The following is a 23,558-nucleotide window of genomic DNA, read 5'->3' as shown; positions in this document are numbered from 1 at the left end:
TGGGATTTTCGATAGAAGAATATTTTCCTAAAGGCGTGGCTTGAATTTCTTCCTTCGCTTCGCCACAACCAGATTCTCGATCTCACGCTACCTAATCGTCTACTTGATCATGGAGCCAATTGGACTTCTAAAATTATGTCGTTATTCCTTTATATTGTCGTCAAATCAAAAAGGACATGCTGCCACTGGCAACATGTCCGTACTTTATTAACGGGATTCGAAGACTTTTTGGATGATATGATTATTGTTTAATTTCCCGAAGTTTTTGTGAATACAGCTTTCTGGCTTTTCACGCAAAACCGATGCAAAGCTGTTAGCAATCTCTGCTTCACCCGCCACATGAATTTCTTTCCACCCTCGTTTTGCTTTCATTTTACTAACGACAGATCCCATATCTTTATAAAAGCGTTCTAGATTTTCTTTTAGCCTGATATCAAATCCGTCTGTATGTCCCCCAACACCTCGTTGTATAGAAGAAATAACCCCTTTTTGTTCTTTCCATACATCAAGACCTGAATCGAATTCATAGACAACTTCGTCATGCACTCTTCCCATCGCAGTATTCAAAATGCGTACGTTGCTATAACTCGGGAGGATTATTCCAGCCTCTGGGTATGCTTTTAACATATACTCCAATTCTTCAGTCATCGCATGATTTTCCCAATGAAAACTCGTTTTGACAGCGACTTGAACATAATGAACAGACCAAATTTTTGGATCTGCTGCCGCAAAAATAACGACACCTTTTGCTAAATCATTTTGCTTATCTTCCACTTCTTTCATCACTTGGTCTTTCACTAAGCGATAAGCAGTTAATTCTTTTTCATTACCAGAAGCAACCAAGTATTCATCCAATCGTTTCAGACCAGACTTTAGATGAATACGCCACGCCGCTTGCTGTTGTTCAGGATCTGCTGGATTGGTGTTCAAGTATACCGATAATACACAACGGTCATCACAACGAAAAGCTTTTAACTTTTTCACATCTTCGTAAATACTCATCCAATCATCCTCCTCACTATTCCCTCACGCTTAGCATGCCCGACTATGCGATTTTTACAAGTGAGTAGAGGCTGTGAAATTCTTCAAATAAATAATTATGTACCATTAGAAGCGACCTGTCTGCAAAAAGCGCGCAGTTAATTCAGCGACTTCTTGTTTATGATGAATTTCTGTATGTCCGTAAGGCAATGTGATGAAATCAGAAAGGCCTGGATAATGAACAGACTCCAGCTCTACAAGTCCGTCGTTCTCACCTGGCAATAATTTTCCTAGCCATAAATGATTACGTGTTCCTGCAATCCCTCCGATAGGGAAAGGTGTAAAGTCAGGCAAATTTAATTTTTCTATATAAGAAGCATGTAAAGATTTAAGCGTTCGAAAATACTCCGTGGAGCGCATCACTTTACTCGCTATATGCGCAAGTCGACTTCCACGGTTTGGCGTAGCAATCTGGACGCAACGGCCAATCGATTGAATAACTTCCGTTTCTTTCAGCACATTGCGTAGTAGTAAGCCACCTGTACTATGCCCAACTAAATGAATTTTCGTATCTTGTTTTGACGCCATATCATAAAGAGTATTTTCTACAAGAGCAGTGGATAAATCAAACTCACGTCTAGTTAATGGTAAATTTAACGATTGACACTGATATCCACGACTTTCTAAATTAGTGGCTAATGTCTGCATATCACGTGCAGTCTTACTAAATCCATGAAGCAAAAGTACTTGTTCTCCCAATTCATTAGTTCCCCTTATCCTTCGCTAGTTTTCATTTTCTCTAGCAGTTCTTTTGTCTGTCGATTGAGTTCATCAACATCTATGTTATCACGTTGTGTGTCATCTAGCTCGTAGGTCATTTTTAGCTTCAGAATCCGTTCGACACTTTGGTTAATACGTTCTTCCGTCAATTCTCCTGAAGTAACTGCGTTTTTCAATGCGGTTAACACTTGTTGGACAGGTTCATATCCATGCCCAATGAGTAAAATATCTCCGCCTGCCTGAATCGTTTGAAGCGCAGCCTCACCAATCGAGTAGTTTTTTTGTACTGCACCCATAATTAAATCATCTGTAATAACTACACCGTCAAAATGTAATTGGTCACGCAGCAACTCTTGAATAATCGGTTTAGACATAGAAGCAGGTGTCGATGGATCATAGGCTTGTACAATTAAATGACCGACCATTACTGCATCTATTCCACTTTCAATCGCTTGCTTAAACGGTAGCAATTCTATTTCATCTAGCCGTTTCTTATCATGAGTAATCACTGGTAAATCTATGTGGGAATCCACACTTGTGTCTCCATGACCTGGAAAATGCTTTACTACAGGAATGACGTGGCGCGACTTCATTCCTTCAGCTTGGCTTATTCCTGCGGCACTGACGATTTGCGGATTCGCACCGTAGGATCTATCGCCTATCACTGGATTGTTCGGATTACTGTCAACATCCAGTACGGGTGCAAAGTCCATATTGAGTCCAAATGCATGTAGTTTGTCGCCAAGAAGTTCGCCAATATCAAATGAGAATTCCCCACCCGCCACATTTCCAATATAGCGATTCGTCGGTGTCTTCACTAATTCCTGCGGCAAACGCGTCACGCGACCTCCTTCTTCATCCACACCAATTAATAATGGCGTACTTCCTTGTATATTCGCTTCTTTCAGTGCATTGATCAACTGTAGCGATTGCGTGACATTGTCGAAGTTTCGTTTGAATAAAATAATCCCACCTACACGTTGTTCTGCTACGAAGGCTTTCGCTTTAGCATCAAGCTGCGGACCTTCGACACCCATTAAAATGAGCTGACCTATTTTTTCGTCTATAGACATATGATGAAGAACTGCTTGAATTTCTTCATTTTGCTTATCGCTTGCAGAAATATGCTCGATTGGTGTAGCTTCTTGTTGCTGCTCATCTTGCTGTTGTTGCTGTTTGTCCCGTTGATCAGAACATCCCGCCAGCAAAGAAAGTAATGTACATGCGATTAGTACCATCATAAGTTTAACTATGTTTCGCAAATGCCCACCTCCTCTTTTAGATATACTACCATTTTTTTGCTAACAACAAAATGACATGCCTATAGAATGATTTACTCTTTCCCGTCCATAATACGCTTTAGGAGGTGTTTAACATAGCTAATAAAAACAATAATAAAACGATGAATGAACGTACGCATAATCCACTAGGTACGTATCAAAGCAAAAGCAAAGATGCTAGCAACAGTAATAACAATAACCCTAACGACAATAGACACGAGGAATTATCTGCTGACTTTGATACAAAATCTTCGAATAAGAAAAATAAGAGGAAATAAACAAACTGCCGCTTCTCTGTCAATCAGAAGGCGGCAGTTTTCATTAAACGATTTACGTTAAGCGAACTTGATACAACTTATATCGTTCTGCCACTTTACTGTAGAAAGAAGCTAATACTTGCTGAAACAACATACCGAAAACGACTGGCACAACCACTTTGGCAGGGAAAAATGTAGTCGCCACTACGACACCAGTCGCAATATTACGCATACCTGCAACATACATGAACGTTGTCGCAATGTCTGGATCTTTCCATAATAAGTGTCCAATCGCTAAAGCGGTAGCATATCCCGTAATGGCAATAAACAATACAAGCGCGATCACACCGAATAATTCCCATGAAATTGTTTTTACATAAGGAGCCGCGGCACTAGCGTTAATACCGACGATTGCGAATAAGCTCAACTTAGAAAATGGAGCTAATTTAGGCATCAACGTTGTTTGCACTTTCCCTTTCGTCAGTTCGTTCAATAAAATACCGAGCAATGTCGGTAATACAATCATCCATAATAAGTTCAAGATAAGTGAAGTCGTATCTACCGCAATTCGTTCTCCAGCCACAACATGAATAATTGCCGGTATAATGATAGGTGCTAACAACGTATCGATCAAAATGATAGACAGACAGAGTGGTAAATTCCCCCTTGTAATCGATACCCAAATAATACTTGTAACCCCAGTAGGTATGGCAACGGCCAACACAAAACCAACCGTTAGTAAGTGATCATCAAAGAATACAGTAGAGAGAACATAAGCCCAACCAGGCATGAGTATATGCAAAAACGCGATACTCGCGAGAACGAAACTAGGGTATTTCACAACCATTTTCGTCTCTTTTGCATTCATACCTAAACTACCTACGAACGTCATAAACGCAAACAACCAGGAGACGACGAATAATAGCTGCTCTCCTACTTGATGGAATAACACACCTAACACTAAACTAAGCGGTGTTAAAATCGCAATTCTTCGTTGCAACCACATATTTACCTTTGCTAACATAGAAAATTCCCTTCTTTATCAAAATGATTCCAATAGAAATAGTGAAATGTAGTTATATTCTTCTATATGCTAATGATTGATATAGAGATATTCTAGCACAGGAAATCAACCGTTCATCCCATTCCAACTAGTTTTCTTACGAAGTACTTAGAAAAACCCGCAGCTACGATAGCTACGGGTTACGTATTACATGAACAATATTCTATTCGTCATACTTCCTCAACTTGAACTCCATTTAACAAAAGTGAGAAGTGCACATCCGCTTTTAATGAAGCGGAGACAGCGCAATATTTATCCTTACCTAACCTAATGGCGCGCCATACTTTTTTAGGCGTAATGTCTCCATCAATTGTAAAAACAATTTCAATTGCTGTAAATGCTGTAGGTAGCTCTTCTCGTCTAGTACCTTTTACTTCTATATCAATGCTTTTAATTTGATCAAGGTGGGGATTCAAAATCATCGTGATATCTATCCCTATACACCCAGCCAAAGCACCTAGCAACATCTCTGTCGGTGTATTTCCATTTCCTTCTCCTCCATAGGCTGCTGTAGCATCCATTGACATATCAAATCCCGAAGGTCCAACTGCCGTAAAGGCTCTACCACCTAACCATTTCGCTTGAACATTCATCAGTAAACCAACCTTTCTCTTAGTACTCAATTACTTTTTCTAAGAACTTTTTTGCACGTTCGGTTCGCGGATTTTCAAAGAACTGTTCAGATGTGGTATCTTCAACAATTTCTCCATCTGCCATAAAAAGAATTCGATCCGCCACATCGCGTGCGAATCTCATCTCATGCGTGACGATGATCATTGACATTCCTTCCTTCGCTAATTCCCTAATGACGGATAGCACTTCCCCCACTAGTTCAGGATCTAATGCCGAAGTAGGTTCATCAAATAACATAATAGCCGGTTCCATCGCCAATGCACGTGCAATCGCCACACGTTGTTGTTGACCGCCTGATAGCTTTGACGGATAGGCATCTTTTTTATCAATTAATCCAACGCGTTGTAGAAGTTTCTCACCAATTAAAACCGCATCACTTTTTTTCATATCTTTCACAATAAGTAATGCTTCAATCACATTTTCCAAAGCCGTTTTATGTGGATATAGGTTAAATTGCTGAAATACCATTCCTGTTTGTTGCCGAATGGAACGAACGTTTTTTTGTCTGACTTTCTTAGGATCTGAAGCATCTACGATCAAACCGTTTACGTCGACAATCCCGCCTGATATTTCCTCTAAACCGTTTAAGCATCGTAGAAACGTACTTTTCCCTGATCCACTTGGTCCAATAACCGCTACTACCTGTTGATCTGGTATGTCCACACTAATATTTTTCAACACTTCATTATCTATGAATTTCTTCGATAGGTTCTTCGTCTGAATCAAACCAGATCCTCCTTTTAATACACGGATAGCCGTTTTTCTACTTTATTTAAAATGACTGTAAAACCAGTGCTCATAATCCAATACATCACACCTATGGACAAGTAAATTGGCATGTAGACATAATACTGTGCAACTAACAATTGGGCTGACCGCAATAATTCAGTGACAGCAATAACAGATACTAACGACGTTTCTTTTAACATCCCGACAAACGTATTTCCTAATGGTGGAATTGCAACTCGAATGGCTTGCGGTAAAATAATTCGTCGGACTGCCTGTTGCTCAGACATGCCTGTAGCTAATGCTGCCTCCGTTTGACCAGGCGGTATAGCTTGAATGGCCCCACGAAAAGTTTCAGAAACGTACGCACCTATATTTATACTTAATGCAATACAAGCTGCTGTCAGTGGTCCTAATGTAATACCGTAATCTACTAATCCATAGTAGACGATTACTATTTGAACGAGTGGTGGAGTTCCTCTAATAATTGAAACATATATTCGGGAGATTCCTTGAAGAAGACGATTGCCCTTTAAACGGGCAATCGCAGTTAGTACGCCTATGATCAAACCAAAGAACATGGATATCATTGTAATTAATAATGTGTAGTAAGCACCTTTTAATAAGAAAGGTAAATTTTCAATAACTATAGTCATCCAGATTCCATCCCGCTTTCATCATTCTGCTGGAGGTTCTTCACCAAACCATTTTTTGAAGATTTCATTATACGTTCCATCTTCTTTTATTTGTGTTAACGCCTCATTTAACGCAGCAATTAATTCTTCATTCCCTTTTTTAGCAGCTACACCGGCTGGATCTGCTTTTACAGGTTTACCTACAGCTTTAATTTTAAATCCATTTTCAGCAATGATTGGTTTTAATGCATATAGATTATTAATCGTGGCATCAATACGGCCAGCGTCCAAATCTTTTAATGAAGTAATGACATCATCATACGTTTTAATTGTGAAATCACCAATTTCGGGCATTAATACCGTTCGCAAATAAGTCTCGTCATTTGTTCCAAGGCCCACGCCGATATTTTTTCCAACAAAATCTTCTTTTTCTTTAATGTCAGTATTGTTCTCTACTACAATTACCTTTACTTCATTTGTTATATATGGCTGTGTGAAGTCCATTTGTTCTTTTCGTTCATCTGTTATAGTCATCTGACTCACTACGATATCAAATTTACCTGCTTGAAGGCTTGGAATCATCCCTGAAAACTCTTGCGCAATAAATTCAGGCTCTACACCAAGATTCTTTGCCAATGCTTTTGAAATGTCTGCATCAAATCCGTCCATTTCCTTTTTATCATTTAGGAAATTATAAGGTGCGTACGTCCCCATCATGCCTACTTTAATGACACCACGCTCTTTAATTTCTTCTAGAAGATTACTCGCTTTTTCATTATCCTTTGTACTTTCTCCTGCTTTGTTATCACCTTTACCACATGCTGCAAGTAGTAAGGATAACATCAATACCATTGCCAGTATCACTTTTGTCGTATGTTTCATTTTTCTCTCTCCTTCTTTTTTAAATACCCATTAAACCATAAAACTCAAATGTTACCATTTCCTCGGCTAACTCTTCCGGTGTCATTCCTTCAAAAGTTGATTCGCCCTTTTCCTGATCGATTAACCAACGTGTAATGACACCCTCTACTAAAGATAATAAAAACGCTGCTTTTCGTTCTGGATACGTTATATCAGGCAATATTTGCAACTCACGCGCTCTTTTAATGTTTTTTGTGAACGCATGGTGAATATCAGACCGAATAGCATCTAACTCTTGTTGAATTGCAGGTTGAAAATGCATACCTTTACATAGAATTTCCATAAAGTATCGATTTTTTTCAGCGAAGGTAAATAACTGTACAAATAAATTACGGGAAGCATCAACCGAATCTTGAACCGTTCCACCCGTTGTGCGATACCCCTGACCAACCACTTGCAGTAATTCTTTACCACTTAGTAGAATTATTTCAATTACAATACTTTCTTTACTTTTGAAATACCAATAGAATGTCCCTTGTGACACATCGGCAGCTGCAACGATATCCGATATCTTCGTCCCCTCAAAACCATTCGTAGCAAACAGTTCTAAAGCAATATCTATCAATTGATTTTTTCTATCCAACTTTTTTCGATTTATTTGAATTGTAGGGATTCTTTTCACCTCTTTCATAACTGACTGACTGATCAATTAAATTAATCCTATCTGAAAACAATGAATTAGTCAATGTTATTTAGAAAATATGAAAAACCCGCAGCTAGTATAGCTGCGGGCTGGATGATAGTAGATTAGTTTGTGTAAGAAAGAACTGCGTATTTGCTGAAGTTTTTCATTGCGTTTGTTGCTTCTGCCTTCTCCGCATATTCAAAGATTCGTACGTTTGCTGTTTCAAATAAAGTGATTACCCACATGTTATTCAGTCTCCTCTGAGTTTGTATTGGTATTCCGTTATAAAAATCCTTGGCTTAGTTTGTAAAAGAAAGAACTGCGTATTTGCTGAAATTTTTCATTGCGTTTGTTGCTTCTGCCTTCTCCGCATATTCAAAGATTCGTACATTTGATTGTTCGAACAAAGTGATTACCCACATGTTATTCAGTCTCCTCTGAGTTTGTATTGTTTTGATCTAATGCTATAAAAAGCCTTGGCTTAGTTTGTATAAGAAAGAACTGCGTACTTGCTGAAGTTTTTCATTGCGTTTGTTGCTTCTGTCTTCTCCGCATATTCAAAGATTCGTACGTTTGATTGTTCGAACAAAGTGATTACCCACATGTTGTTCAGTCTCCTTTTTTAATCGGTTATATATTTCCTGAATGGAATCTGCCAACCAATTTCTTTTGTTACTCTTATCATACGCTGTTCTACAACAAAAGAAACTACCATGTGAAGGTTTTCACAATTCATTCAAAGACAAAACGCTTACATAAGGCGAAATTGTGTCTGCAAACGTTTTCTTGTTATTGGAAGTAAAGTTATGCATGAATTTACTAAATAATTTAATGTAAATATAAACAAAATATTGTATGATTCGACGATCTTTAGTGTCCAATGTCTTACAAGATTAAGCCCAACACTTCATTTCCAAATAAAAAAACTCACAGCAGGAAAGGCTGTGAGTGAGTTGTTACGCTATTATTTTGTATAAGATAGAACAGCATATTTACTGAATTTCTTCATCGCGTTTGTTGCTTCAACTTTCTCGGCGTATTCAAAGATTCGTACATTCTCTTGATCAAACAATGTAATTACCCACATGTTTTTTAGTCTCCTTTTGATTTTTATATTTATAAAGTTCAGTAGTAGAAATGTTTAGTACTATTTATTGCTGTTTATTTTGTAAAGGATAGAACAGCGTACTCGTTGAATTGTTTCATAGCATTTGTCGCTTCTGCTTTCTCCGCAAATTCAAAAATCCGTACGTTTTCTTGTTCGAACAAAGTGATTACCCACATGTTGTTCAGTCTCCTTTTGGTTTGTATTTTGATTCTCTCGGTAAGAATCTATAACTACTTTCTTTTGTTACTCTTATCATACCCTCTTTTGGCATCATTGGAAGCACCTTGTGAAAGTTTTCACAATTCATTCAAAGTCATAACGCTTACATATGTCCAGTATGTGAATTCAAGCCATAGTAGGTTTAGCCACAATGCTATTTTTCATACCCGCATTCATTTTCATCACACTTCTAGGTCCACATCATATACTACATGGAAAAGCGCTATGAAAGGAATGAGTATAATCTTCAATCATCCAAGTTTTATGAATGTTTGTTATTATGTTCCCTTCTATATTATGCCTTGTCCTAGAGATCCTTTGCAGCCTGCATACATGCCTCCGAATGAAGTTGTTGCGCATGGAGACAGCAGCCTAACTGATTATGGCACGGTTCCGCTAGTTATCAATATAGAAGAAGCTACAAATCAAAACGATACATTCCGTACAGCTCTCTGGACAGGTAAACATTTGCAACTAACATTGATGAGTATCAATCCAGGTGAAGATATCGGACTAGAAATGCATTCTGATGTTGATCAGTTTGTACGTATAGAAAATGGGCAAGGACTGGTTCAAATAGGTGATACGAAAGAGCGATTGGACTTCGTACGTAACGTTCAGGATGACGATATCTTTACCATACCAGCTGGAAAATGGCATAATCTCAAGAATACCGGCAGTCAACCGATCAAATTATATTCCATCTATGCACCGCCAGAGCATCCATTTGGTACCGTACATGAAACCAAAGCGATTGCAGACGCTACTGAAAAACAATATGAATATATGAAGAGATTGGGACATAACTAAAAAATAGTCCGTTCCCCAGCTTTTCAAAAGACACACTTGAGCCTACTCGTCGCTGGCGCTCCTGCAGGGTATCAAACACTCGCGCTGGATCCCGCAGGAGTAGGCCTTTTTCTGCTTCAGTACACTCCTGTACCTGAAAATAGATACTTTTATAAATACTTAGTTCAAAAGAAAAATATCCTAATAAAATGTATCATTTCCCGCGCTATTATTTTTATATTTCCTAATAAGGGGGTATATTTAAAGTGATAGAATGTGCTAGTAAAAGCACTTGAATGGAGGGGAAATATTAATGGCTTATATTTTATTAGTTGTTGGATTTGCGTTGTTGATAATAGGAGCTAACTCTTTTGTTGACGGGTCTTCCAATATCGCAAGACTGCTTCGGGTCCCGCCTATTTTAATCGGATTAACAATTGTAGCTTTTGGGACAAGTTCTCCGGAAGCGACTGTCAGTATTATTGCTGCACTGGAAGGAAGTGCTGGTGTTGCTGTGGGAAATGTAGTTGGCAGCAATATTTTCAACATTACTCTCGTAGTTGGAGTGGCTGCTTTTTTATATCCTTTGAAAGTTGAAAGTGAGAATGTTAAAAAAGAAATCCCGTTTACCTTACTGGCAAGTATTGCTTTGCTCATCCTTATGAGTGATATTGCATTGCAGGGGCACAGCAACAATATGATTACACGAAGCGATGGGTTCATCTTCTTGTTGTTTCTTTCCATTTTTTTGTACTATGTTATAGAAAGCGGCCTAAAAGGTCGAAAAAGTGCAGCGAACGAACCCGCACCTACGAACATCAAATGGGGTAAAAATATATTTATTACGATATTAGGGCTGGCTGCAATTATATTCGGAGGGGATTTAGTAGTAGATAACGGTACAGAAATTGCCTACTCTCTGGGCATGTCCGAAACATTGGTGGGGCTTACGATTATTGCAATAGGAACATCTCTTCCTGAACTTGTAACATCTATTACAGCAGCACTGAAAAAAGAAAGTGAAATTGCGTTAGGGAATATTATAGGCAGTAATATTTTCAATATTTTATTTGTTCTTGGTATCTCTTCTGCAATTTCTCCATTAGCGGTGAACGGTAAAGTATTAATTGATGTTGTGTTTATGATTGTACTGACTGTTGTATTATTAATTTTCTCAAGGACTGGATACAAAGTTGGAAAGCGCGAAGGATTTGTACTTGCCGCGTCCTACATTATTTATTTAGTTTATATTATTTTACGGAATTAATGGAAACACCATCACGTACTCGACGTATGTCAAAGTATTTTTGGATACATTTACACGATTATCCTGATTCTGCGTAAATGTATCCCACCTTTACACACCCATATTAAGGGTTCTCAAATACCTACTTGCCCCTACTTCTGACTCGCAAGTCTACTAATCTCTGTTCTTCACTTCCATTTTGCGTGAGCCGCTTGTACCTCTATGTATTCTGATAAAATTTATTGTAACTGCTGAGATAAATGGTCATATGATTTTACTAGTGGAAGATAAATATCGACTGTTGTACCCATTTCTAACTCACTTTTAACTTCAATTGTTCCATTATGTTCTTTAATAATATTGTCACTAATCATTAGACCGAAACCAGTACTATTCTTCTTTTTACAGTAAAATGGTTGAAAAAGATACACAATTTTCTCATCTGGGATACCGACTCCTTGATCTTTCACCCTGATATGAACATGAGATTCATCTGTTTTACAAGTGATATATATTTTTTTATTGCAAGCAGAAGCTTCAATCGCATTTTTAATAATATTTTCAAAGACCTGTTGAAGTTGAGCTTCATCACAGTAACTAGAAAAAATAGTTCCTTCTAAACTTGAAATGATCTTAATACTTTTTGGTAGAGCCAAGTCATTCATCCGCGTAATAGTACGTTCCAGGATAAGCCCAATATCATTTATACAAAAATTCACTGATTGTGTTTCTGCGAGCCCAACAAGTCTATTGATTATCTCCTCGACCTTATTTATCTCGGAATAAATCATTGAATAGTATTCAGGTTTATTTACCCCCATATTTAATAATTGAACAAGGCCTTTAATGGAGGTAAGTGGATTTTTAATCTCATGAGCTACTCCAGCAGCTAATTTTCCCACTAGCATCATTTCGTCATTCGTCAGTAATGATGTACTTGCTTTTTGTAGTTGATCATTACTAGTGTCATGGTTATCTGTATTTCCTACGTTAACTTTTTTAAATTGATAATTATATGCACTCCTCATAAAAATACCCCCATTCAGAACTTTGTTCACTTTAAGCGACCTTTTATAGAAAAAAAAGACACTGAATATTACCCGATATCCATATGTCTCAACTTTACTTTATTACTTTCTTGATGCTTTTCAGTCATTAATTCAACAACCTGATGAACAACTTCTAATTCCTTTTCACTTAAACTTATTCCATCCCATTGTAAATGTTGCTTTTGAAGAGATTCAACAGAATCAGGAATATTCGTTAATCTTAATAGATAATCTGTTGAAACATGATATAACTGGGCTAGTGCTATTAGTTTATCGATGGGTGGATTTCTATGTCCCCCTTCATAACTCGCATAAGAAGATTTGGCCAGCCCAATTTTAGTTGCAACCTCTTGCAGCGTAAGTCTTTTTTCCAAGCGAAGCATTTTTAGACGGTTTCCAACAGTCATGTGCTAATCCCCTTTCCTTATTAAATAGTCAGTCTAACATTACCAACTTGCGTATACTCATGAATACGATCAGATATCGTTTGAATTTCAAAACTAAACATAGAAACTTTTTCTTGAATCATTTCCACTTCATCTTGTGTTAAACGATTGTTTGGCCTATTAGAATAATGGCCAAACGTTCCAGCTAATCGACCAGTTTGTGTATAAAATGGTATTGATGTACAAGACCTGAAACCATATTCTAAGATACTTTCTTTAAATTTTGTCCAAAGTGTACTCGTTCCAATATCTGTTTGTACAACTTCTTGTGTATAAATAGCTCTTCCACATGAAGCACAATTTTCATCTAATATTCCCTGTTCATTAATCATACTAAAGAAATCAAAGAATTCTACTGGAATACTAGGGGCAGCACCATGAAAAACTTTATTTCGTTCTCTATCATAAAACAACAAAGTGACATAAACACTTTCCAAGGCTTCTTCTAATTCCAAACACATACGACCAAGTTCTATTTTGATTTCCAAGAAATCCATTTCCCTTTTAGTAATTACACCATTTGCTAACGCGTTCTTTAAATGGACTTTTATGTCTGTTTCTTTTTTACCTAAGAGAGGATTAATTATTTTCAATTGTTCTTTAATGTTTTTCTTTAGATTGTACTCTTGTAAACTTTCAACGATACTATGATGATTTGACCTCTTTTTCATTATCATCAGACTTCCTTCCACATCCGCAAATAGTTTTCTGACTATTTTTTATCATATAATATATTTGGTTAAACTTCAAATGTCACAGGGGTCAAAAAAATTCTTTGACTATTCGTCTAGGATAACATAAAACACATAGTAATATTCAACTAGCTTATTTATGACTTCATATAAACAAAGGTGAAGGGTGCATCCTATCAATACTTTTGATTGTATATTATATCTAACTGTCCCAGAGGTAACGACTTATTCTATCGTTTGTTAATTACAGACAGAGGAGGTTGTCTCCCTAATGTATATTAGTAATCTCTGTGTTATGATAGTAGGAAAAACTAGTCTCCAAGCCACAAATCAGATATGTGAAAAGAGGGAGGAATCGTAAGGTGATTATTCATCCAATTAAAGCCTTTGCTGATAATTACATATGGTGCATTCAAGAAGAAACAGAGGCAGTTGTGGTTGATCCGGGAATAGCGAATGGTGTCCTTGATTACCTCGAAGAAAAGCAGCTTCGCTTGGCGGCCATTCTTTTAACGCATAAGCATGAAGACCATACCGGCGGGGTACTGGAGATTATGGAGAGACATCCAGAAAGTCAGATTTATGGACCGAAAGAAACGGAGGGCTTGGCGAATCGTGTTATAGAGGAAGGGGACTCCTTTAACTTGTTGGGCCAAACTTTTCAAGTCTCCGAAACGGGTGGGCATACACATGGCCATATTAGTTTTTTAATGGGAGATAATCTCTTTTGCGGGGATGCCTTGTTTTCAGCAGGATGCGGTCGAGTTTTTACCGGTGATTACGAGGCTCAATATGAAACATTGCAGAAATTTAAGCGCTTGGATGATGAGATAAATGTTTATCCCGGTCACGAGTATACCGAAACTAATTTACGTTTTGCATACGACATGCAGCCGGATAATAAAAAAATTTCCAAAGCATTGGAAGAAGTCCGTGAATTGCGTGCTAAAGGAGAACCAACACTCCCGACAACGATCGGTAAGGAGAAGGAAATTAACCTCTTTCTGCAAGTGGAAACATTGGAGAACTTTATCGAATTGCGTAACGCCCGTGATGATTTCTAGAATAATTACTAGGTTTCTTTTTGCCGAATGATATTGCATAAAGGCAAGATGTCTACGCTTTCTTTCCCCATGATTTCACTGTACTTATAATGTATGTTGGAATTGAAATACTATTTAAAATCAGGCCAACCATTTCAAATATCAATCGACTTTGTCCAATCCCATCAAGTGTGCCTATATAGGATCTATGATAAGATAGGATTAATATAATTACGGAGGATGATACAATGAACCAAGTACTCGTTGAAATTTGTTTACGTGTTAGAGACATTGATGCTACTTTAGATTTTTATACTGAGCTTTTTGATTTTGAAGTAGCCAGTCGCAGAGAATTCCCTGAAGATAAATTTGATTTAATCTATCTAAACTCACCAGGTTCTTCAGTGCAAATAGAACTTACCTACAATTATGATGCAGATCCATATGTTATAGGTAATGGTTTCAGTCATTTAGGCGTAACAGTAAATGACTTAGAAGAAATGCATAAAATTTGTAAAGCTTCTTCTTATGAAACAAGTGAATTGAAAGGACTTTCAGGTGGAGCACCTTCTTACTTCTTTGTTACTGACCCTGACGGCTATAGAATCGAAGTAAAGCGTAAGTAATAAAACGTTCTAAATATAAAAATGATTGTAAAAAGCCTAACCCTCGATCCTCTAATTACAAAATAGAGAAATGAGGGCTAGGCTTTTATTTTAATGTTGTGCCTTAATTTTATAAACTTCCGAATCGTATAATACTATTTCTTCTACTTTTTGTATTTTCATAGGCAAAAAGATGATTACCGTAAAAACTTACGACTCATCTTGTAGATCTTCCATTTTATAAACGTAGTACCCTTCATAATGATAACTCATATCGATACCTTTCATATAAACTTCCCGATCATTGATTTTATCCGTCAAGGCTGCTTTTAAAAGAATTTTGATTTCAACGTCTTTAATAGGACTTCTTTCCATTGCCAAAAGATAGTCTTCTTTGTCCACTCTACTCCAATCAACCAACAGTTTTAATTCCCTTTTCAGGATATTGTCCAACCAAATTCTCGCGCTTCTTCCATTACCCTCTCTGAAAGGGTGCGCAATATTCATCTCAACATATTTTTCATATATTCCAAAAAATCATCTATCGGCTTATCATTCCATTTTTTATTATGTACTGCGCGATGACAATTTGCACACAACATAATTAAGTCTATCTTTCTAGTCACTCTTTTCCCCATATATAATGGTAAAATATGATGTGCTTCAATGAAATCAATCTCATATGTTTTATTGAATGAAAATTTGCATGCTTCACAAAAAAGTTCGCCATGTTTTTTTATAAATTCTCTCTTCGCAATATTTATAATATCTGAATTACGTTCAATTTGATAATGAATACGATGGCGTCTCATTCCTTCGACAGTTTCATATTCATCCGCTATTTCATTATCATGAGTGCAGGCATCGCCTCTATCAAACTTTTCCTTGTATTTCATAAATGCTTCTTGTAAAGTATCTTTCACTTCCCAAATAAATAACTCCTTCTCATAATATCCCTTAAAAAAATGACTCCAATATCTCTCCTTTTTACTGTTTTTCCTTACATCAGCCACAAATGTATAACCTTTTTTTCTTAGTCGTTTAACTGTTTGAGCCATAGATGAATTATATACTTGATATGGTCGTCCAGTAATTTTCGATATTTGTTTGGCCGATCCTTTACCACCCATTTCAACCACCAAGACATAGATAGCTTCAAGTAAGACAGGAGTAAAACAGTCTTTCTCCTGTAACATCTGAATCCACTCATCGACAGTACAATTTTTTGCATTTTTGGATAGTAATATAATTCTTTTTCCATAAGAATCACTCACCATTTCTCACATTCAAATATGATACCAGGTCCCAACACCATTCGGAAACTATTCTGAATTGAACTGAAGTTGTGTGCGGACCTGGTACCTATTACAAATAGGAACTAACAAATATAGCGCATTAAGAACAGATTTAATTCTGTTTCTTAATGCACTACTTTAACACAACCTATTCTATTTTCGATTCAATCGTAAATTTCATCCATGTTTGATTCTTCATCGCCACGTTTGTATCGGACGCTAAATCTTTCATGAACAGATAATAAGTTTTTCCATGATTGTATGGCTTAATGGGTCTGATCTGAACTGTTTTTGGATTCATCAATTCGATCACAACGTCCACTTTTCGTCCATGTTGATCGGTTACAAGAAGATGATTGTCCGTTAACAATGCTTCGTTAATATTTGTATTAAAGGTCACCTTCCACTCTTTGGTAGGTGACACACTGGTTTCCTCTTGCCGTTTACCTGTTTCGAGTGAATATGATGTCGTTTTAAATACATATCGTTCTGGAGTGCCCAATTGCTTTCCATTGGCCGATTCCATCTTTTCACTTAAATAGAGATAGTAGTTTGTATTCGGCTTATAATACGTTTTCGGGCTAATTTTAATCGAACGGTTATTGTTCGTAAGTTGAAGATCAATCGCGACTTTTCCTCCTTTTTCATCGTAAAGATACACTGTATTCTCGTTAACGGTATCTGGATTCGCGGCTTGGTTGAACGTGATTGTCCAAACTTTATCCGTCATTACAGGAAGTTCTAGTTCGGATGTGCGTCCCGTAAATTGATTGTTATAGTTCGGCTCTTTCCAACCATTCTCCATATTAATAATCGTAAAGGTACTGAATTTATTAATGGTAAACTTTAAGCCTAGTTCGCCATTTTTATAGGGAACGACTTCACCTTTGATAAATACCTTCTCCCCATCACTGTGTTCAATAAATACGCCTAGTTTATTGAAGAATTCTTCCCGTTCTTTTTCTTCAGTAGGGATTGTTACATCTTTTAAAGGAAGAATTATGTCGACTGGTTGATTTGGCATATTCGTTTCAATCGTCATAGGTCGACCCACTACATGGATGTCCGAGCTACCCGCCACTTCGCTAACTACTTTTTCCTTTTTTGCACGTTCTTTCACTTCATTTTTTTGTTGTTCTGCTTTGATCGGAATCACTCGGAAGTAAAGATTGTCTCTAATTCCATTGACCGAGTCTTTCGGTACGATGATTCTTGCATTTTCCGTGTAGACCTCAAGATTGATAGCACCTTGTTGGAATGCTTGAATGGCTTCTTTATTAATTGATAAGTTTAATTCGGTTACTTCATCTTTTGCATCTGGAAAGGCAATACGTGCCTTGTCGGTGCCCGCCTCTTTTAAATTCCGAACCGTTTCAGCAGCAATTGCAGGTGTCCATTCTAGTTCGTCTTTTTTGTTTCCTTTTGCATCTGTTGTACGCTTGATCGTAGCAGTGGATACATTTGATCCTTGTTCACCTGCTTCAACAGGAACCGTGATGATTTCTTGAGCAGGATTTGGATTTGGACTTGGGTTTGTGCCTCCATTATTGTTACTCGGAGCAGTCGGTTTCACGCTAGCTGAAGATACAGATTCCTCACCATTTCCTGCTGCATTCGTTGCAATTACTTTGAACGTGTAGGCTTTTCCTGATTGTAGACCTTTCACTGTAATTGGCGATACGATGCCAGTTGTCTCTAATTCTGTTAACTCCTTTTCACCTTCATACACCTTCACGGTATAACCCGTTACAACATTGCCACCTGTATGGATTGGGCCTGTAAAGGAGACGGTTACTTGGGAAACCCCTGCTTTTGCCGTTACAGCTGTGATTTGATTCGGCTTTCTCTTGGCATACAGCTCTTTTCCTACCAGAACAGAAGTCCCGTTCCAGGCATTCTGATCCTGTAAATCTGCAGCTGTATACCATCCTACGAACGCTGGGAAAATAGAAGCATCATCCTGTTTAAATGCATCCGTACCAATCGTTGGTTCACTGTTAAATGTGACACGTTCTAATCGATTAGAAGCAAATGCATTCGCCCCTATTGTGCTTACACTAATTGGGAGCGATACCGTCGTAAGTTTATTATGACTAAACGCACTGTCTGCTATAGTTCCTACACCTAATTCAATTGTTACATTCTCGAGTTTATTATAACTAAAGGCACCTTTACCCATCACACCTAAGCTAGGTGGGATACTTATACTTGTGAGTTTATTATTACTGAAGGCATTGTCTCCTATTTTTCCTAAGCTACCTGGTATCGTTAGACTTGTTAATTCATTAGCGGAAAAAGCATAATCTCCCACTTCGCCTATACCTGATGGCAATGATACATCTGTAATTTTATTATTACTAAAGGCATATGCCCCTATTTTCAAAACATTAGATGGAATTGTCACAGTCGTGAGTTGGTTATGACTAAACGCATTCTTACCTATTGACGTCACAGTGACAGGAATCTCAACGGTCGTTAATCCTTTCTCCTTGAAAGCATCCTCACCAATTGCTGATACGGCCATGCCATTTATTTGACTAGGAATCTCAACATCTTTCTCCGTACCGTTATATCCAGTAATCGTTACTGTACCGTCTTGATTTATTGTCGTTTCATATTTAACTACTGGTACAACTGTATCAGATACTAATGAATCTATACTATCGCCTGCCGCATTCGTTGCGACAACTTTGAATGTATAGGTAGTACCATTCGCTAAACCTGACACGGTAATCGGTGAAGCAATGCCTGTTGCTTGTAAGTCGGTTTGTTCTGTTTCGCCTACATATACTTTCACTAAATAACCTGTTACCGCATTTCCACCGATATGTGTTGGACCTGTGAAGGAAACAGTTGCTTCTTCAACTCCAGCAATTGCACTCACTTCTTTCGGTGGATTCGGTGTTCTCTTACCGTAAAGTTTCTTTCCAGCTGGTACAGATGCCCCGTCCCATTCTGTTTTAAATTCAGGGTCTGCATACCAACCTCTAAATCCCTGATAAAAAGACGACAACTGATTAAATGCTTCAGTTCCTAACACCGGTGAACCTTCAAATGTGATTTGCTCTAATTGATTATAAGCAAAGGAATAACTCCCAACAATTTCCACATTTTGCGGAATCGTCACACTCGTTAATTTATTTTTAGAAAACGCATATTCCCCTAACGCAGTTACTGAATTTGGTATTGTAACGCTTGATAAAGAATTGTCGAAAAAGGCATAATCACCTATGGTCGTTACAATCTCATTTATCGTTACACTCGTGAGCTTATTTAATTTTATGTCAAAGGCATTATTCCCTATTGACTTCACACTTCCCGGGATCGTCACACTTGTTAAACTAGTGTAATTAAAGGCATAATCCCCGATTTCTGTCACACCATCCTCGATGGTTACACTCATCAGTTCAGCATTGTTACTAAAGGCTTTGCTCTCAATCCTTTTCACACTTCCAGGTATAATTATAGTTTCAAGTGAATTATTATCAAAAGCGGAAGACCCAATATTTTCTACACCTTTAGGGATTGTAACACTTGTCAGTTTATTATAACTAAAGGCGCCTACCCCAATTTTTTTCACACTATAAGGGATCGTTACATTTGTTAAATTTTTATTATTAAAAACGTACATTCCTATCTCTGAAACTTCTTTGCCGTCTATTTCGCTAGGAATGTCAACTACAGTTTCCTTACCATTATATTTTTTAATTGTCACAGTACCGTCGTCATTGTCTGTAGTTTCAAATATCTCTACTGCCTCGACTGCATCTGATGCAGCCGATTCCACACTATGGCCTGCCTTATTCGTTGCAGTTACCTTAAATGTATAGTTGGTACCATGTGTTAATCCTTTCACCGTAATTGGTGATGCATTGCCCGGTGTTTCTAAGTTCAGTTGTTCTATTCCACCCACATATGCTTTCACAGTATAATCAGTGACTGTATTACCACCCGTATGTACTGGGCCTGTAAAAGAAACTGTAACTTTTCTATCTCCAACTTCGGTTTTTACGTTTGTTGGTGGATTAGGTGTTCTCTTGGCATAAACCTTCCCATCAATAGGTACTGACGTTCCGTCCCATACTGTTTCTAAGCTTTTATCAGTGTACCAACCAACGAACTCAGGAAAAGCGGTTTCAGTCGTACTAAAAGCGGAACTATCAATCGTTATCTGATTGCCATCAAACGTGATCTGCTCAATTTGATTATCAGAAAAAGCGTTTTGCTTAATTGCTGTCACGCTAGCTGGAATCGTTACGCTTGTTAATTGTTTCCTTGAATACGCCTCAACTCCAATACCCGTGACTGTTATTCCATCTATTTCACTAGGAATCACAACTTCTGTTTCGGTACCATTATATTTTGTAATCGTCACTGTTTTATCTTGATTTTCCACGACCTGGTAAGTCCCCGGTGTTACAATCTCAGTGGCTTCTGAATTAAAACTATCACCTGTACTATTTGATGCAATCACTCTAAACGTATAATCAGTACCGTTCTTTAACCCTGGTACAGTAATAGGTGAGGAATTTCCGGGTTTACTTAAATTTGGTTGTTCTATTCCATCTACATAAACTTTTACTTTATACCCTGTTATGTCTGAAGTACCTGAATGATTTGATGCTGTAAAGAATACATCAGCTTGGGTATCACTAGCTACTGCACTCACATTTGACGGTGAACTCGGTAATGTTGTTTTGGCATACACTTTTCCATGACTTGGTATAGATTTTCCATTCCATGCAGTTATAAGTGATGGGTCTGTATACCATCCACCAAAACCCTGAAAATCCTGCCGAAAGGAATTATCGCCAATACTTGGTTTACCTTCAAATACGATGTGTTCTAGCCTATTACCACTAAAAGCATGCACAGCTATCGTAGTCACACTGCCTGGAATCGTCACGCTTGTTAGCTGAGTATCCTGAAAAGCAGATGATCCTATATAAGTCACACTGTCTGGAATCGTCACGCTTGTTAACTGGGTATTCTGAAAAGCTGAACCTCCTATAAAAGTCACACTGTCTGGAATCGTCACGCTTGTTAGCTGAGTATTCTGAAAAACAAATGAATTTATGACAGTCACACTGTCTGGAATCGTCACGCTTGTTAACGGAGTATCCCGAAAGGTATGGCTTTGTATCGAAGTCACCCCGTCTGGAATCGTCACGCTTGTTAGCTGAGTATCCTGAAAAGCAGATGACCCTATAAAAGTCACACTGTCTGGAATCGTCACGCTTGTTAACCGAGTTTCGGAAAAAGCTGATTGTTCTATCGAGGTCACACCGTTTGGAATTATTACATTCGTGAGATTAACATTTTGCCAAAAACCTGATAGCGACCTTACACTATTTGGAATCGTTACACTAGTGAGCTCATTCTTAGCAAAAGCTCCTTTCCCAATCGACGTCACGCCTTCGGGAATTTTCACGCTTGTTAGTTGATTAGAAAAAAATGCATCAACTGGTATTGAAGTTATGTTACTCGGAATCGTCACACTACTAAGTTTGTTCTCCCTAAATGCAGAATCTCCTAATGAATTCAGACTTTCTGGAAGCTTTACACTCACTAGTTTATTGCTTCGGAAAGCTGAAGCTCCTATTGATTCCAAACCTTCTGGAATTGTCACACTCGTAAGCCCATTATATCTAAAAGCTGAAGCTCCTATTTTTTTCACACTAGATGGGATTTTAATAGTATGATCATAACTGCTGAAAAAAGCATTTTCGAAAGCGCTTTCTTCTATTTCCGTCACAGTGTTCGGAATGATGATACTAGTTAAAATTTGCCAATTTGAACGGTTTTTCAAAAAATCCTTTCCAATCACAGTGACTTTTTTCCCTCCTATTGTTGCCGGAATATCCACTGTGCCACCTCCAGCATATTTTGTAACCGTCAAGGTGCCATCTAGATTTTCAGTAGTCGTAAATGATGATGATGCATTAACAACATCTACAAATGGAATGTTAGCAAGTACGAGAAGAACAACCAACATACTCCTAAATAATTTCCTCACTTTTTAATCTCCTTTCTATTTTCAAGTTACTTTAAAGATATAATAATTTCTTATTCGCTTTCCTCTACCTTAATAAAGGTCTCTATTTTACCCCCAACACCTCCAAGTTCGGATCAACTCTATTTAAGCAAACCTCTCTTACTTACAATTGATAATATGTTAATCGCAAGTTGAGCTACTTTTCAAACACAATATCAAACGAACCTTACATTTCCCTTACATTTTCGACAAAAAAACAGCCATTTCCATGCAAATACATGCATCAACTGGCTGTTTTATTTATTAAAAAGTATTTTGCACTACATAATTAGCACATCGTAATCTTCCTTTTTCAATAAATGTTTAACATCTTGATGCAGTTTTCTTAGCTTGGTTGTCTGTTGATGTTTTTTATAATAAGTGTCAACGGTTTGGACGAGTTGTAAGAATTGCTGATAATATATCTCTCTGATAGGGGTACATCACATATAATTTTTTTGCTCTAATAATTTACCCTTGTATAAGGTAATGGCTCTTTCTAATTGATCTTCATGATTTCCTTCTGTGTTCCAAAAATTTCGCGTACCTGTGCAGAAAACTTTTCTGAATTCAATATTGCACAGGTGCTCCACAAAATAAAATTAAAGCAGAAGAGCCTAAGAATCCGCAATAAATTCTTGGCTCGTCTGCTTTTTAATTAGATAACTCTAGACACTTGACAACTTCTCGCATTTACCAACTATCTATTTAACATAATAGATACCTAAAAACTCTATCATGCGTTTCTGTCAAAGGTTTCACTTTGACTAAGACCAAACGCATCGGTTGCCATTGTGATAACTTCATAATGAAATCTCACATCTTCTGACACTTTAAATACGGTACCAGGTCCCAACACAATTCAGAAACTATTCTGAATTGAACTGAAGTTGTGTGTGTACCTGGTACCACCTACAAGTCGAGCCGAGGCATTCGATTAAGATCAAAGGAACTAAAGGCTATATTTCGGTCTATGAAGGAACGTTATCCCTTTACCGTGCAGTTGAGCTATATTTTGATTACAAGAAAAAGAATACCTATTAATTGAAAGTTGTTTGTTTCTTAACGCTATGACAGTGTTTCCCCTTGCAGGACTTTGATCGCTTCTTGAAATACGGTACCAGGTCCCAA

At 37.6% G+C, this 23,558-nt stretch carries 23 protein-coding genes and 1 pseudogene; 4 read left to right on the top strand and 20 right to left on the bottom strand.

The window, feature by feature from the left end; translation table 11 throughout:
- Positions 1–207 precede the first annotated feature (207 nt).
- The 14 genes from ORD22_RS05850 to ORD22_RS05785 form a co-directional block, all read right to left on the bottom strand.
- Positions 208–1,002, bottom strand: coding sequence for a VLRF1 family aeRF1-type release factor (locus ORD22_RS05850; protein WP_317644991.1), 795 nt, complete (start codon positions 1,000–1,002; stop codon positions 208–210).
- A 105-nt stretch (positions 1,003–1,107) separates the two neighbouring features.
- Positions 1,108–1,740, bottom strand: a complete 633-nt coding sequence (locus tag ORD22_RS05845; protein WP_317644990.1) for a PGAP1-like alpha/beta domain-containing protein — start codon at positions 1,738–1,740, stop codon at positions 1,108–1,110.
- Between the two features lie 14 nt (positions 1,741–1,754).
- Entirely contained in the window at positions 1,755–3,023 is a 1,269-nt protein-coding gene (gene nagZ, locus ORD22_RS05840; protein WP_317644989.1) for a beta-N-acetylhexosaminidase, read from the bottom strand.
- Positions 3,024–3,371: 348 nt separating this feature from the next.
- Positions 3,372–4,322: a bile acid:sodium symporter family protein gene (locus ORD22_RS05835; protein WP_317644988.1), complete on the bottom strand. Its 951-nt coding sequence runs from the start codon at positions 4,320–4,322 to the stop codon at positions 3,372–3,374.
- Between the two features lie 209 nt (positions 4,323–4,531).
- Positions 4,532–4,954, bottom strand: a complete 423-nt coding sequence (locus tag ORD22_RS05830; protein ID WP_317644987.1) for an OsmC family protein — start codon at positions 4,952–4,954, stop codon at positions 4,532–4,534.
- A gap of 19 nt (positions 4,955–4,973) precedes the next feature.
- Positions 4,974–5,720 (bottom strand): amino acid ABC transporter ATP-binding protein, encoded by a 747-nt coding sequence (locus tag ORD22_RS05825; protein ID WP_317644986.1) that lies wholly within the window; start codon positions 5,718–5,720, stop codon positions 4,974–4,976.
- A gap of 14 nt (positions 5,721–5,734) precedes the next feature.
- A complete protein-coding gene (locus ORD22_RS05820) occupies positions 5,735–6,376 on the bottom strand; it encodes an amino acid ABC transporter permease (RefSeq protein WP_317644985.1) in 642 nt (213 codons plus the stop codon).
- Positions 6,377–6,397: 21 nt separating this feature from the next.
- Entirely contained in the window at positions 6,398–7,237 is an 840-nt protein-coding gene (locus ORD22_RS05815) for a substrate-binding periplasmic protein (RefSeq protein ID WP_317644984.1), read from the bottom strand.
- A 19-nt stretch (positions 7,238–7,256) separates the two neighbouring features.
- Positions 7,257–7,859: a TetR/AcrR family transcriptional regulator gene (locus tag ORD22_RS05810; RefSeq protein WP_317644983.1), complete on the bottom strand. Its 603-nt coding sequence runs from the start codon at positions 7,857–7,859 to the stop codon at positions 7,257–7,259.
- A 164-nt stretch (positions 7,860–8,023) separates the two neighbouring features.
- Complete coding sequence (locus tag ORD22_RS05805) at positions 8,024–8,146, bottom strand: hypothetical protein (protein ID WP_317644982.1); 123 nt, start codon at positions 8,144–8,146, stop codon at positions 8,024–8,026.
- Between the two features lie 54 nt (positions 8,147–8,200).
- Positions 8,201–8,323, bottom strand: coding sequence for a hypothetical protein (locus ORD22_RS05800; RefSeq protein ID WP_317644981.1), 123 nt, complete (start codon positions 8,321–8,323; stop codon positions 8,201–8,203).
- A gap of 59 nt (positions 8,324–8,382) precedes the next feature.
- A complete protein-coding gene (locus ORD22_RS05795; RefSeq protein WP_317644980.1) occupies positions 8,383–8,505 on the bottom strand; it encodes a hypothetical protein in 123 nt (40 codons plus the stop codon).
- A 360-nt stretch (positions 8,506–8,865) separates the two neighbouring features.
- Positions 8,866–8,988: a hypothetical protein gene (locus tag ORD22_RS05790; protein WP_255407423.1), complete on the bottom strand. Its 123-nt coding sequence runs from the start codon at positions 8,986–8,988 to the stop codon at positions 8,866–8,868.
- 74 nt (positions 8,989–9,062) lie between these two features.
- Complete coding sequence (locus ORD22_RS05785; protein WP_317644979.1) at positions 9,063–9,185, bottom strand: hypothetical protein; 123 nt, start codon at positions 9,183–9,185, stop codon at positions 9,063–9,065.
- A gap of 307 nt (positions 9,186–9,492) precedes the next feature.
- On the opposite strand from ORD22_RS05785, the gene ORD22_RS05780 reads away from it, so the two are divergent.
- Positions 9,493–10,038 (top strand): cupin domain-containing protein, encoded by a 546-nt coding sequence (locus tag ORD22_RS05780; RefSeq protein ID WP_411567624.1) that lies wholly within the window; start codon positions 9,493–9,495, stop codon positions 10,036–10,038.
- Positions 10,039–10,330: 292 nt separating this feature from the next.
- Positions 10,331–11,284 carry a calcium/sodium antiporter gene (locus ORD22_RS05775; protein WP_317644978.1) on the top strand — a complete coding sequence of 318 codons (954 nt, stop codon included), beginning with the start codon at positions 10,331–10,333 and terminating at the stop codon, positions 11,282–11,284.
- A 218-nt stretch (positions 11,285–11,502) separates the two neighbouring features.
- Here the strand turns inward: ORD22_RS05775 and ORD22_RS05770 are convergent, their stop codons facing one another.
- The 3 genes from ORD22_RS05770 to ORD22_RS05760 form a co-directional block, all read right to left on the bottom strand.
- On the bottom strand, positions 11,503–12,291 hold the full coding sequence (locus ORD22_RS05770; RefSeq protein WP_317644977.1) for an ATP-binding protein: 789 nt from the start codon (positions 12,289–12,291) through the stop codon (positions 11,503–11,505).
- A 68-nt stretch (positions 12,292–12,359) separates the two neighbouring features.
- Positions 12,360–12,719: a helix-turn-helix domain-containing protein gene (locus ORD22_RS05765; RefSeq protein WP_317644976.1), complete on the bottom strand. Its 360-nt coding sequence runs from the start codon at positions 12,717–12,719 to the stop codon at positions 12,360–12,362.
- A 20-nt stretch (positions 12,720–12,739) separates the two neighbouring features.
- Positions 12,740–13,429 (bottom strand): GAF domain-containing protein, encoded by a 690-nt coding sequence (locus tag ORD22_RS05760; RefSeq protein WP_317644974.1) that lies wholly within the window; start codon positions 13,427–13,429, stop codon positions 12,740–12,742.
- 383 nt (positions 13,430–13,812) lie between these two features.
- Here ORD22_RS05760 and gloB point away from each other — a divergent pair, with 383 nt between their 5' ends.
- Together gloB and gloA are read left to right on the top strand one after the other, a co-directional pair.
- Positions 13,813–14,514 carry a hydroxyacylglutathione hydrolase gene (gene gloB / locus ORD22_RS05755; protein WP_317644973.1) on the top strand — a complete coding sequence of 234 codons (702 nt, stop codon included), beginning with the start codon at positions 13,813–13,815 and terminating at the stop codon, positions 14,512–14,514.
- Positions 14,515–14,741: 227 nt separating this feature from the next.
- Positions 14,742–15,119 carry a lactoylglutathione lyase gene (gene gloA / locus ORD22_RS05750; RefSeq protein WP_317644972.1) on the top strand — a complete coding sequence of 126 codons (378 nt, stop codon included), beginning with the start codon at positions 14,742–14,744 and terminating at the stop codon, positions 15,117–15,119.
- 189 nt (positions 15,120–15,308) lie between these two features.
- Here the strand turns inward: gloA and ORD22_RS05745 are convergent.
- From ORD22_RS05745 to ORD22_RS05735, 3 genes and pseudogenes are all read right to left on the bottom strand, one after another.
- A pseudogene (locus ORD22_RS05745) lies at positions 15,309–15,635 on the bottom strand (protein adenylyltransferase Fic); the annotation flags it as partial.
- Complete coding sequence (locus ORD22_RS05740; RefSeq protein ID WP_317645045.1) at positions 15,602–15,910, bottom strand: HNH endonuclease; 309 nt, start codon at positions 15,908–15,910, stop codon at positions 15,602–15,604. The gene ORD22_RS05740 and the pseudogene ORD22_RS05745, both read right to left, overlap by 34 nt.
- 631 nt (positions 15,911–16,541) lie before the next feature.
- A complete protein-coding gene (locus ORD22_RS05735) occupies positions 16,542–22,409 on the bottom strand; it encodes a leucine-rich repeat protein (RefSeq protein WP_317644971.1) in 5,868 nt (1,955 codons plus the stop codon).
- Positions 22,410–23,558: the final 1,149 nt, after the last annotated feature.

Source organism: Sporosarcina sp. GW1-11 (genome assembly GCF_033088395.1).
In the GTDB taxonomy this organism is placed as follows: Bacteria; Bacillota; Bacilli; order Bacillales_A; family Planococcaceae; genus Sporosarcina.
This window is presented reverse-complemented; position numbering and strand designations above follow the sequence as displayed.